Origin of the sequence: Miniphocaeibacter sp. (assembly GCF_049276255.1) — a bacterium.
GTDB lineage: Bacteria > Bacillota > Clostridia > Tissierellales > Peptoniphilaceae > Miniphocaeibacter.
Map to the genome: position 1 here is coordinate 17,429 of NZ_JBASWB010000069.1, position 13,109 is coordinate 30,537.

The following is a 13,109-nucleotide window of genomic DNA, read 5'->3' on the forward strand; positions in this document are numbered from 1 at the left end:
TCGGGTTTTTCATAAAAAAACAGCTACATATTTTTAATATGTAGCTGTTTTTATTATCAACTATTGATTATTTATTATATTTTCAATTTCTGTAGTTGTTTCTAGTTTTAAAATCTCTTCTGCAAATTTAGAAGCTTCTTCCATAGTTGTATTAATTATTGTATCTTTTATTTTAGGAATATTTGCTGCTGGAGCACTAAATTCATCTAGTCCCATACCTAATAATAGCTTAGTAGCTTTTGTATCACCAGCAAATCCTCCACACATTCCTGCCCATTTACCAGCATTGTGAGCAGCATCAATAACTTTTTTAATTGACCTTAATACAGCTGGATTATATGTGTTATAGAGTTTTGAAATTTTTTCATTTCCCCTATCTACTGCTAGTACATATTGAGTTAAATCATTTGTTCCTATACTAAAGTAGTCTACATACTTAATTAAATCATCTGCAACTATAACAGAAGCTGGAGTTTCAACCATTATTCCTATTTCTATATCATTGTCAAACTCAATTTCTTTTGCTTTTAAGTCATTTTTTACTTCTTCAAGTATTTCTCTTACTTTTCTAATTTCTTCTACTGAAATTACCATAGGAAGTAAAATTCTTACTTTTCCAAACGCAGACGCTCTTAAAATCGCCTTTAGCTGTGTCTTAAATACATCTAACATATCAAAGCAAATTCTTAATGCTCTCCAGCCTAAAAATGGATTTTCTTCTTCTGGGAATTTGAAATATGATAATGATTTATCGCCACCAATATCTAAGGTTCTAATAATAAGAGATTTTCCTTCCAATAGTTCTACAGCTTTTTTATATACTGAAAACTGTTCTTCTTCTGTTGGGAAATGATTATTTTCCATATATAAAAATTCAGTTCTAAAAAGTCCAACACCTTCTGCCCCATTAGCTAAACCAAGTTTTAAATCTTCAATATTTCCAATATTACAAGCTATTTCAACTTGATGGTCATCCTTTGTAATGGCTTTTTCAAATTTAACTGCTTCTAGTCTTTCTTTTTCAGCTAATATTTGTTGCATTTTTTCTCTGTAAACATTTAATGTATCCTCATCAGGGTTAATATATAATTTACCTTCATAGGTGTCTATAATTAATAGGTCATTATCCTTTACTGATGTTGAAACATCCTTCATTCCTACTAAGGCAGGAATTCCTAAAGTTTGGGCTATAATTGAAGTATGAGCGGTTTTACCACCATTGTCCATAGCAAAACCCAATACATTGTCCTTATCCATTACTGAAGTATCTGTAGGCGTTAATTCGTCAGAAACCACTACTGTATCTTTTGGTAATGGTGATAATTTTTTAGGTTCCCTTCCTTGTAGTTTGTAAAGTAACCTTTCACCAATATCTTTATAGTCTGTAGCTCTTTCCCTAAGATATTCGTCGTCTAATGATTGCATCATTGCTACCATTTCATTTATTGAATCATGTAGTGCTTTTTCTGCATTAATATTGTTTTCTATTTTAGTTTTAACAGTATCTACTAAAAAAGGGTCATCTAACATTCCTAAGTGTGCATTTATTACTTCTTGTTGGGTATCTGTAGAAACTTCCATGTTTTCCAAATCTTTACTATAATCTTCTATAGCTTTTTGAATTTTAAGAACTTCTTCTTCTATTTCTGCATCTTCTAATATTCTAGTATCAACTTCTAATTTTTCTTTTACAAATAAATATGCTCTACCAATAGCAATTCCTTCTGATGCTATTATTCCTGTTTTAATTGTTGACATATTTCCTCCTAATGTTCTTTAAATTTATAACTAAAATATAATATATTATATATATAAAATTGAATATACCCAAATAAACAACTTAAAAAACTAAATGTTTATTTAATTTCTAATCTCTATGTAATTTATAATATACTAATAGAATTATATTTTTATTTATAAATTTAAAATAGTTAATAAACCTAAAAACACAAAGCTGTTGTAATATAACACAACCTTGTGTTTTATTTATGCTTCTTTAGTTTTGTTAAAATGATAATGTTAATAAACTTATTACCAATACTTTAGTACTAGGTTATAAAAAAAGGATGTTTTAAACATCCTTATTGAAAACTAATCTGCAAGATTTTCGATAAATTCAACTAGTTTATCTAAATTTTCTTGTTCATTTTCACCATCAATTCTAACAGTGATTTCAGTGCCTTTTGATATACCTAATGCCATTACATTAAATATACTTTTTGCATTAGCTGTCTTACCATCTTTAACTAATTCTACAGTCCCATCAAAATTTTTAACAAATTGCACTAATGAAGCAGCTGGTCTTGCATGTAACCCAGTTTCATTTTTTACAAGTACAGTTTTTTCTACCATATCTTCCTCCTAATTTTTTTATATACTAATTACAATAATTTTAACATTATAGTACTTTAAAATCAATTAAAACATAAATATTAAATTAATTTATATCTTTAACTGTTTCTCTTTCAATAATACTACTTGGTAAAATTGTTGCACTATCAATCTCTATATTATCTTTAATCTTCTTAATAATCTTTCTAATAGCTACTGCACCATAGTCATAGTAAGGTTCTCTAACTGTTGTAAGTCTTGGTCTATATAGGGATGAAATTTTTATATCTCCAAATCCAGCTACTGAAATGTCCTCTGGAACTTTTTTATTATTATCATAGCAGTAGTTTAAGAAACCAATAGCAAGTCCATCTTCAGAGAAAAATGCAGCAGTTATACCTTCATGTTCAATTATTTTCCAAATTTCCTCACCGTATTTATAACCCTCTTTATCTGTAACTCCATCTACAGTGATTTCTCTAGAAAAATAATTATGGGCGTCCATAGCTTCCTTATAGCCCTTTAATTTTTCTTGACCAATTATAGCATTTTTATATTCTTTTACAAATAGAATTTTTTCATGGCCTTTACCAATTAAAAATTCCGTCATTTCTTTTGCAGCTTCTTTGTAGTTAATTGTTACAGAATATGTTTCATTAAAATTATAAAATTTATCTAATTGAATATATGGAATTGTTTGGTTTTGAAGCATATATACAACTTCAGGTTTAGCATCTTCTGAAATTAACACAATACCTTCAACTTGTTTTGTAAACATAAAGTTAATAATCTTTTTCTCTAATTCTATATCTCCATAGGAACTTGATAATAGTATATCATAATTATACATTCTTCCTACTTCTTCAATTCCCCTAACCATTTCTGTCATATATGATATAGCAATATCTTTTACTATTACACCAATTAAGTTGGATCTTCTCATAACTAAAGATCTGGCTAACTCATTTGGCTTAAAATCTAATTTTTTTATAGCATCTAAAACCTTTCGCCTCGCTTCAGGACTTACAGGTTTAGAATCGTTCATTACTCTAGATACAGTGGATATAGAAACCCCAGCTAATCTAGCTACGTCTTTTATTGTTGGTGATGACATCTCATTACTCCTTTATATTAGTGAATACACTCACCTTATAGTCTGATACCTTTATTCTCATAGGTAATTCTCCAGCATATTCTCCATCTACATCTATTGTAATTGGAGATACTGATTCAAATTCAACTTCTTTTGTTTGAAAATATGTTACATCTTCATTTTTTACATGTTCTCCAGATAGTACTTGTATAAATAACTGTGCTAAATCTACAAGTTTATTAGGATTTTTTATTATTAATACATCTAAAAAACCATCGGACACCGATGCATCCGGTGCTATTTTTTTAAACCCTCCTATAGAAGAAGAATTTGCCACTAAAAACAAATATACATCATCTTCATAGGTTTCACCATCAAATCTATATTTTAACCTAAAATCATTTGTAATAATATCTGGAATAACTTTTATACCCTCTGCTATATATGCTAATCTACCAAATATAGCCTTTAGGTTCTTATCTGTTTCATGTCCAACATCAGCTAGTTTTCCACCAGCTGCAACATTAACAAAATACTTTTCACCTGCTAATCCTACATCAATTTTCTTAGTTGTTCCCTGGGAAATTAAGTTAACTAACTCTTTCGGAGAATCCGTTATGCCTAAATATGACGCGAAATCGTTTACTGTACCAATGGGGAACACGCCTAATTTCATAGTTGATTCAGCTTTTGCTAAAGCATTTATTACTTCATTTACAGTTCCATCTCCACCACAGGCTATTATTATATCAAATCCTTCTTCTGAAGCTTTTATAGTTTCATTAAAAGCACTATTTTTACCTGTAGTAGCTGTTCTTTGTAGGATATAGCCTTTACTTAATAAATCATTGCTCATAGTTTCTATGGCTTTTTTATTAGACTGGCTTCCAGATGTTGGATTATAAATAATTTTTATTTTTTCCACTTCTACCTCTCATAAAAATATTATCAAATTACTAATATTTTATCAATACATTTTATTAGCACAAAAATTGGAGAGATTATCTCTCCAATTTTTACTTTTTAAACAAAGACCTTATATAATTAATTATATCTAAAATATATGTTGCATATCCAGAATAATTAGTAATATTGGTTCTAATAGTATCTGTAGTATCTACTACTGATTCTGAAACAAAATCTACTGTATCTGTAACATCTTCTACTAAATTTTCAACATTGCTCATAGTCTTATTAGTTGATGTTACAATACTTTTTACTTCAGGGGAAATGTCCCCTATTATCCTATCTGTTTTATCTGTTATTCCTGCAACATTTTCCATCACTTCTTGGGTTTTCCTAAGTGACATATCAATTTCAGTCCTATTTTTATCAATTATAGAATTAACCTGTTTAATCGTACCCATTAGTTTTATTAAGAAAACAACTAATACTATTAGAAAGATTGCTAAACAAATAAGTACTATAATTGTAAATACATCTATAATATTTAACATTATAGTCTCCTATTTATCTTCTTTTTTCTTGTTTTTTTCAACAGCATCTCTTGCTTTTTCTTTAGTGTCTTCTGCTACTTTTTCAGCATCATCTTTTGCTTCTACTATTACTTCTTTTGCTTCATCCTTTGCATCTTTTGCTACTTCAACTAAATCTTCTGTTAAATCTTGAACTCTTTCAATTTCTGTGTAGCCTCTGTCTTTGAATTCAGCGTACTTATCTTTAATATCCCCAGTTATTTCTTCGGTTTTTTGTACTATATTATCTTTTGCAACATGAATTCCTTCTTTTACCTGATCAGATGTATCTTTTGCTAAATCTGCTATATCCTGTCTAGTTTCTTCGCCAGATTTAGGTGCAAAAAGAACTCCTGCTGCTACACCGATTAAAGTACCTGCCACTGTTCCAATAGCAAATCTCTTTGCGTTATCTATTTGTTTTACTCTTAGTTCATTTTTTATTCGTCTTTCTCGTTCTCTTCTTTTTGCTTCTAAGTAATCTGATAAACTCATTCGTATCCTCCGTAATATTATTTATATAAATGTATTTTAACCAATTAGAACAAATTATATGTTTACCCTTAGTGTAAACCTGCAGATTAGTAACCTTCAGTATATGAAGGTGGGTTGACTGTCTTAAATCTCAAAAGTCCACGTTAAAGAGGCATTTTATCAAAGTAAGAACTTCCATCATCCCTTATTATAAGTGTAGGTATAATATAACAGGCTCTTACACTAAGGATACTATAATTATACCTAACTGTAGGCTATTTTTCAACAAAGATTTAATATTTATTATTTATATACTTTAAATCTTGATAAAAATTTAATTTTACTATTCCCCTTTCTGTTGTTATGATATATTTAACAAGTATGATATTTTATATATTTCGTGTTTAAGAATGGAGTGAGATTCTTGCCTTTTAAAAAAATAGTAAACCTTTTTCCCAATAATAACCATAAATCTTTAACTATAAGTATGGAAGTCCAAGATAAATTTGAGCAACGAGGATTTAAGGTCTTTTATGAATATAATGAAAATGCAGACTTAAATATATGTATCGGTGGCGATGGAGCTTTTTTAAGAGCAGTTCACAAATCCAATTTTTCAAATATACCCTTTGTCGGTATAAATACCGGACATTTAGGATTTTATCAAGAAATATTAGTTCCTAATATAAATAAATTCATTGATGACTATTTAAATAATAATTATGAAATAGAAACCTTAGATTTATTAGAAGCTAAAATTTCAACTAAAAACAGTGATAGGGTCTATACCTATACAGCTTTAAATGAATTTGTAATTCGTTCTAGCGATAATTCAATAATACATCTCGATGTTTATATTGATGATAATCACCTAGAATCCTTTGCAGGAGACGCCTTACTCGTTTCAACACCTTCTGGGTCGACAGCTTACAATTTTTCAGCAGGAGGAGCTATTTTGTATCGTTCTTTAGAAGGTTATCAGTTAACTCCCCTAGCACCAATTAATTCCAAAGCCTATAGGTCACTTTTAAATTCTATAGTAATACCTAGTAAATCGGTTTTGAAAATCAAGACTCGAAGTGAAGATATTAATAGCAACTCCTTATTTATTGCAGATGGAATGAGTTTGAATTACGACGATCTAGATTATGTCTTATTTAAGACTTCTGAAAGAAATATTAAGAAAATAAGTTTTTACAAAGACTGGTACTGGTTAAATGTTAAAGATAAATTCCTATAATAATACAGAAAAGACATCCTGAAATTTTCAAGATGTCTTTTTTATATTATCGTCCTAATCCATTATTTATTGCATTTTGAATTATAACTTTTGCCAATGGCCCTGCTGATGCGTCACCACCAGTACCGCTATCTTCCAATACTACAGCAACAGCTACTGTAGGATCATCAGCTGGTGCAGCTGCAATAAACCAAGCATTTGTTGAATCCTTGTTTTTTATTTCTGCTGTACCTGATTTTCCCGCTACTTTTATTCCTCGTATATAGGCTTTTGAGCCATCTCTAACTACAGAAACCATATCTGATAAAATCTCATTTGCTATTTCTGGACTAGTAACTTCTGATAGTACCTTTGGTTCCGTTTTTGTTACATCTCCATCTGGAGATATAATTTGGTCCACTATATAGGGTTGCATCATCTTACCTTCATTTGCTATAGTCGACATAACCATAGCCATATTTAGCGGCGTTACTAAGGTATCCCCTTGACCAAAGGCCGTTGTTGCTATGTTAGCATCATCTATTCCATCATAATATCCGTTTTTAGAACTATACATAGGTAAATCGAATTCAAAGTTTTTTCCAATATAGTATTTATCTACAGTTTCCCGTAAAATATCAGCTCCTAATTCTGCTCCTAATTTTGAAAAATAAACATTTGAAGACTTTACTAATGCTTTTTCTAAATCCGTTCTATTATTTACCATATTTTCTACATTACTTACTTCATAACCACCAATTGTAATTTTTCCCTTATCCTGTATAACTAGACTTTCAACTTTGTCGGTGTTTTCTAAGATACTAGTTGCTGTTATAACCTTAAATACCGAGCCTGGTACATAAAGCCCTTGTGTCGCCCTATTTAATAAAACAGCACTTTCGTTATCTGCAATAATCTTATCCCAGTTTTCTGCAACTTTATTAGGATTAAAAGAAGGATAGGATGCCATTGCATAGATTTCCCCTGTTTTTGGATTCATTGCAACTATTGAACCTTTTTTTGTTTCTGTATTTTCCAATAAATCCATTGCCACTTTTTGCAATTTATAGTTAGTTGTAAGTACTAAGTCGTTTCCTTCATCTTGTTTTTCTACTAATTTCTTTAAATCAGATAGGGGTGTATCTTCTTTAATATTTAAAAGCTGCTTACCATAGGATTTTTCTAAACCACTACCTCCATTAATAGAATATCCTGTAATAGGAGCATAGATTTCATCAAAAGGAAAGTTCCTATAGTTGTTTCCGTTACTATCTTTAAGTGTTTCTACTACAATATTATTTCCACTATCATAAACAGTCCCACGTTTTACCTTGTTTTCATCAACCCAATATCTCTTATTATATTGCCCATATTTTCCATAACCTATTGAAACATCTTTAGCCTTTGCTATTTGAAAATATGTCATGTATAAAACTAAACCTAAAAATAGAAAAACTAAAAAAGAAAAGACTATTAATATTTTTTTATTAAATTTTTCCATTAATCCACCATTCTTCCCTTAATATCTGAAGAGCAATATTGTAAAATCCCTAAGGACATAAAACTAGACACCATAGAGCTTCCTCCATAACTTACAAAAGGAATAGTAATACCTGTCATAGGGATAACTTTTAAAACCCCTCCTATCATTAAAATAGCCTGAACAGCAAATAAAACAGAAATTCCTAAAGCAACAAATTTAAAGAAAGAACTTTGTTGTTCCATAGAAATTTTAAATCCTCTATATACGAGAATCATAAATAACATAATAACTCCCATACCTGTAAATATTCCCATTTCTTCAACTATTGCTGGGAATATAAAGTCAGATGTTGCTATGGGGATTAAGTTCGGTTGACCTAAACCTAAACCTGTTCCAAAAAATCCTCCTGCTGCTATTGCAAATAATGACTGGATTATTTGATATCCTTTATAGCCTGGATCTGCCCAAGGGTCTATCCAAATTTCAAATCTTGTTTGAATATGTGGAAAAATAAAATATGCTGCTACAGCTCCAAATAATGCTAAAATAATATTTCCTACTATTATTTTTATATCATAATCAAATACAAATAGGGACACAATATATACAGCAAAAAATATAACTGCTGAACCTAAATCCCTTTGTAAGAAAAACATCCCAATAAAAACATAGGATATTATCATAAATAAATAATCCTTATATTTTAAATATTTTTCAAATTTTGTTCCCTTTAAAAACTTATCATTAACCTGATATGATGCAATAAAGAATACATATAGTATTTTTGTTATTTCAGATAATTGAAAACTAAATCCAAATATTTGAACCCAGTTGTAGGCCCCCTTATTATAACCTGCAAATAATAAGGTAATAATAAACATGGCAAAACAACCAATTAAATATAGTATTGTTAAATTTTCCCATCCCCTAAAGGACTTTAAAATAAAATACACTATAAAAAATAAGACTAGCCCACCTATAAACCAAATTGTCTGCTTTATTCCTTCAGTTGGACTAATTCTATATATCATCGTTACTCCTATACTAAATAGCATTGACGCTATAAGGAGTAAGTAGTTGTCTCCATCAGTAATTTTTGTAACAGCTTTATTTGCCATATAGACAACTACAATAACCGTTACAAATACAAACAGTTTTTTTATAGTAAAATTTTCCCTATCATTTGCTAAGACTAAACTAAATGCAAGTATTTGAAACCAAAGTAATAGAGTTGCAGGATTTCTTAATTTCCCATTGGTTAAATTAGTACCTATACTTAAAAATCTTTCTTTTAATGATAGTTTTTGTTTCTTTCTTGTTTTACTTTTAATTCTCATCTTCATCTTCACCATTTACAAATAAAAATTCCACTTGTCCAATATCTATTAAGTCCTTGTCCTTTAATTCTATGATATTTTCAACTTTTTGGCCGTTAATAAATACTCCATTGGCAGAATTTAAATCCTCTATAAAATAAACACCATTTCTTTTTGTAATTCTGGCATGTTTTTTTGAAATGAACCTATCCTTTAAAACAATATCATTTTGATCTGACCTACCTATTACTGTATTATCACCTATAAAGTAATGTTCTTGAATCTTAAAAGGAAGTTTTTCCTTTCTATTTATTAGTTTTAAATAGGTATTTGCAACAGCATTCATATTGCTAATTCCCTTTATATCCAAGTAAATCATCTTAATAATATTCAATATAAAATAATAAATTATAATTACAAAAACATATTTAAATAGCATTGATAATAATTCATACAGCGTTAAATTAGCTGTTAATTTTACAGATAAAAACTTATCTAATAAATCTATAATAAATTTCATACAATCTCCTAATAATAATTTGATATTACTATTTTACATTAAAAATAGTTTTTTTCCTATATTTTAACCAAATTGTAACAATTTTGAAAGCTAAAAGAGAGCATATCCTAAGACATACTCTCTTTTAAAACTACCTTACCATTTTCAAATTTTTCAATAATAGCTAAAGATTCTAGCTGGTAGCCATCTTCTCTGATTTTCTTTCCACCTGGTTGAAAGTCTTTTTCAATTAAAATACCTATTCCTTGTACCTTAGCTCCAGCTTGATTACATAAATCTATAAGGCCTTCTATTGCCTTACCATTTGCTAGGAAATCATCTATAATTAAGACTTTTTCCCCTTCATTTAAAAATTCTTTAGCCACCATTATGTCGTAATTAATTTTCTTTGTAAAACTATAAACTTGTGATGTATAAACATCGCTACCTAGGGTTTTAGAAACTGTTTTTTTAGCAAATAAAACAGGTTTTTTAAATTTTAAACCACAAGCAAAAGCAATTCCTATACCTGAAACTTCTAAAGTAAGAATTTTATCTACTTCCTTGTTTTTAAACCTTTCATAAAATTCATCAGCTAGTTTTTCAAAAAGTTCAGGATCGATCATATGATTAATAAATTTATCTACTTTTAAAATATCTCCCGGAAGAACAATTCCTTCTTCTAAGATTCTCTCCTCTAACGGATTCAAATTAGCACCTCACTATAGTATAAAATATTATATTATAACTATAGCTTGAAAATAAAACTAAATCAACCTTTAAATCTTAGTAATATTTTTGCTATTATTCTTTCATAATTATAAATTTATTGATATTTAAACTAAATACTCTTAATTTAAGTTTATAATATAACAATATTATGCAATTTTTCTATAGTTATAATTTTAGCCTATAAAAATATGAGTTTTTCTTTATTTTATACTATCGATTCTGCTTCTTGTTGCTTTTTCAATTATATCCAATTTTTCTTCAGAATCCTCTTTTGTTTTACCAACTGAATAAATATAAACCTTAATTTTTGGTTCTGTACCTGATGGTCTTAAAGCATACCAAGAACCATCATCAAAGTAGTATTTCAGTACGTTTGATTTCGGCATTCCCGTATTATCCACTAGGTAATCTATAGTTTTTTCTAATTTTATACTACCTATTTCTTTAATGGCTTCTCGTCTAAATTCATCCATTATTCTTTTAATTCTAGCTTGACCATCTAACCCTTCTAAAGTTATAGAAATTAACCTTTCATTATATACTCCATAGGTATTAAATAAGCCTTCTAAGATATCCAATAAGGTCTTACCTTGTTTTTTATAAAAACCTGCCATTTCCGCAATCATCATTGCAGAATTTACAGCATCCTTGTCTCTTACAAAAGTTCCATAATTATATCCTATACTTTCCTCAAAACCAAATAGGAAGGTTTTTTCTCCTGTAATATCATATTCATTGGCTTTACCACTAACATTTTTAAATCCTGTTAGGGTTTCAATCATTTCTACATTATATTTTTCTGCAATTCTAGTTCCTAAATCACCTGTAACAATTGATTTAACTACAACGCTATTTTCAGGAAGATTATTTTTCCTGTGCCTTTCACTTAAAATATAGTTAATTAATAAAGCCCCAATTTTATTTCCGTTTAAAAATACATATTCCCCATCTTTATTTTTAACTTCTACAGCTGTTCTGTCTGCATCTGGATCTGTTGCTATTAATATATCAGCATCTACTTCTTTTCCTAGTTCAATAGAATATTTAAAAGCTTTTGGATCTTCTGGATTAGGATAACCAACAGTAGTAAAGTCAGGATCTGGAGATTCTTGTTCCTTTACTATGTAAACATTGTTGAATTTTCTCTCTTCCAAAATTCTTCTAACTAATTTATTTCCAGTACCATTTAAAGGTGAATAAACAATTTTTATATCCTTGTCCACTTCTTCATCATTAATAGTAAGTGATAACATGTCTTTAATATACAAATCATCTAATTCATCACCAAAATATACCACTAAGCCCTTATCTATAGCTTCTTGTAAATCCATATTTTTTATTTCACTATAGTTGTTTATTTTTCCGATATTATATAAAACCTCATCAGCAATATCATCTAAAATTTGAGAGCCTTCTTTCCAATAAGCCTTGTATCCATTGTATTCCCTTGGATTATGACTTGCAGTAACCATTACTCCTGAAATAGTTTCAAAATGTCTTATTGCATAGGATAATACCGGAGTAGGTCTTATATCGTCTGATAGGTAAACTTTAATTCCATTAGCCGCTAAAACAGACGCTGTTATTTCTGCAAATTCTTTTGAAAAATGCCTTACATCATAAGCAATTGCAACACCTTTTTCCGCTGCCTCCTTACCTCTTGATAAAATTGTCATTGCTAATCCTTGAGTAGCCTCAGCAACAGTATACTTGTTCATTCTATTTGTTCCTGCTCCAATTTTACCTCTAAGACCAGCTGTTCCAAATTCTAAGGACTGATAGAACCTATCCTGAATTTCTTCTTCATTTCCTTTAATTGACTCTAATTCCTCTCTAATCTCGCTGTCAAAAAAATCATTGTTTAACCATTCTTCATATACCTTTTTATAATCCATCATAACCTCCTACTTATAATATATTAAACCTTTATACAAAGATTTTCCCTCAATCCATTCCTTTAAATCCAATACTTTTCTTTCCTTACCAGTAGTTACTAATATTTCAATTTCTCCATCTTCAAATTTTCTCATTCCTATTATACAAAGCCACTTATTTTGAAAATCCTTATTTTTAAAATTCCATGTAATCATAAGGACAGGACTATTGGAAAAAATTCCACTTTTTATATATTCATATACTGAATTTTCATTCCATTTCCAATAATTTTTCATTAAATGTAATTTTTTCCCTTTTAAACCAGTATATTTTTTAACGGCTCTGTTCATCTGTAAAACAGAAATCGTTCTACGACCAATATATTTATTTAGTTCTTCCAATATATTTAAGAAACTTTCTTCATTTAATTCCTCGTTAAATATACAGGAATAATCTTCATGATTTTTTGCTAAATAAATAATCATATTACTGACTTCTATTATACCTGAATCTAATTTTATATTTTCTAAGCTATTCTTTTCTAAAACCCTAAGGGAGTTTTCAAATATATCTTCAAAGTTTTCAAGTTCATAATTTTCAATAATATCCATG

13 protein-coding genes are annotated in these 13,109 nt (G+C 29.0%); 1 reads left to right on the forward strand and 12 read right to left on the reverse strand.

Annotated features, from left to right (window positions below):
* Positions 1–60: 60 nt before the first annotated feature.
* The 6 genes from ptsP to WAO56_RS09565 form a co-directional block, all read right to left on the reverse strand.
* On the reverse strand, positions 61–1,758 hold the full coding sequence (gene ptsP / locus WAO56_RS09540) for a phosphoenolpyruvate--protein phosphotransferase (protein ID WP_422142854.1): 1,698 nt from the start codon (positions 1,756–1,758) through the stop codon (positions 61–63).
* 333 nt (positions 1,759–2,091) lie between these two features.
* Entirely contained in the window at positions 2,092–2,352 is a 261-nt protein-coding gene (locus WAO56_RS09545) for an HPr family phosphocarrier protein (protein ID WP_422142855.1), read from the reverse strand.
* A gap of 85 nt (positions 2,353–2,437) precedes the next feature.
* Positions 2,438–3,445: a LacI family DNA-binding transcriptional regulator gene (locus tag WAO56_RS09550; protein WP_422142856.1), complete on the reverse strand. Its 1,008-nt coding sequence runs from the start codon at positions 3,443–3,445 to the stop codon at positions 2,438–2,440.
* A gap of 4 nt (positions 3,446–3,449) precedes the next feature.
* Positions 3,450–4,349 carry a diacylglycerol/lipid kinase family protein gene (locus WAO56_RS09555; protein WP_422142857.1) on the reverse strand — a complete coding sequence of 300 codons (900 nt, stop codon included), beginning with the start codon at positions 4,347–4,349 and terminating at the stop codon, positions 3,450–3,452.
* A gap of 91 nt (positions 4,350–4,440) precedes the next feature.
* Entirely contained in the window at positions 4,441–4,881 is a 441-nt protein-coding gene (locus tag WAO56_RS09560) for a hypothetical protein (RefSeq protein ID WP_422142858.1), read from the reverse strand.
* Positions 4,882–4,890: 9 nt separating this feature from the next.
* Positions 4,891–5,394, reverse strand: a complete 504-nt coding sequence (locus WAO56_RS09565; protein WP_422142859.1) for a YtxH domain-containing protein — start codon at positions 5,392–5,394, stop codon at positions 4,891–4,893.
* Positions 5,395–5,860: 466 nt separating this feature from the next.
* Here WAO56_RS09565 and WAO56_RS09570 point away from each other — a divergent pair, with 466 nt between their 5' ends.
* Positions 5,861–6,613: an NAD(+)/NADH kinase gene (locus WAO56_RS09570; RefSeq protein ID WP_422142885.1), complete on the forward strand. Its 753-nt coding sequence runs from the start codon at positions 5,861–5,863 to the stop codon at positions 6,611–6,613.
* A gap of 46 nt (positions 6,614–6,659) precedes the next feature.
* Here the strand turns inward: WAO56_RS09570 and WAO56_RS09575 are convergent, their stop codons facing one another.
* The 6 genes from WAO56_RS09575 to WAO56_RS09600 all read right to left on the reverse strand — a co-directional run bounded on the left by WAO56_RS09575 (position 6,660) and on the right by WAO56_RS09600 (position 13,108).
* Entirely contained in the window at positions 6,660–8,093 is a 1,434-nt protein-coding gene (locus tag WAO56_RS09575) for a peptidoglycan D,D-transpeptidase FtsI family protein (protein ID WP_422142860.1), read from the reverse strand.
* Positions 8,093–9,418 carry an FtsW/RodA/SpoVE family cell cycle protein gene (locus tag WAO56_RS09580; RefSeq protein WP_422146336.1) on the reverse strand — a complete coding sequence of 442 codons (1,326 nt, stop codon included), beginning with the start codon at positions 9,416–9,418 and terminating at the stop codon, positions 8,093–8,095. Before WAO56_RS09580 ends, WAO56_RS09575 begins: the two co-directional genes overlap by 1 nt.
* The gene (locus WAO56_RS09585; RefSeq protein ID WP_422142862.1) at positions 9,402–9,911 is read right to left on the reverse strand and encodes an FHA domain-containing protein; all 510 of its coding nucleotides are present in this window, start codon (positions 9,909–9,911) and stop codon (positions 9,402–9,404) included. The genes WAO56_RS09580 and WAO56_RS09585 overlap by 17 nt, the downstream gene beginning before the upstream one ends.
* Positions 9,912–10,018: 107 nt before the next feature.
* A complete protein-coding gene (locus WAO56_RS09590; protein WP_422142863.1) occupies positions 10,019–10,600 on the reverse strand; it encodes a xanthine phosphoribosyltransferase in 582 nt (193 codons plus the stop codon).
* Positions 10,601–10,822: 222 nt separating this feature from the next.
* Positions 10,823–12,517 carry a phospho-sugar mutase gene (locus WAO56_RS09595; RefSeq protein WP_422142864.1) on the reverse strand — a complete coding sequence of 565 codons (1,695 nt, stop codon included), beginning with the start codon at positions 12,515–12,517 and terminating at the stop codon, positions 10,823–10,825.
* A 9-nt stretch (positions 12,518–12,526) separates the two neighbouring features.
* Positions 12,527–13,108: a hypothetical protein gene (locus WAO56_RS09600; protein ID WP_422142865.1), complete on the reverse strand. Its 582-nt coding sequence runs from the start codon at positions 13,106–13,108 to the stop codon at positions 12,527–12,529.
* Position 13,109: the final 1 nt, after the last annotated feature.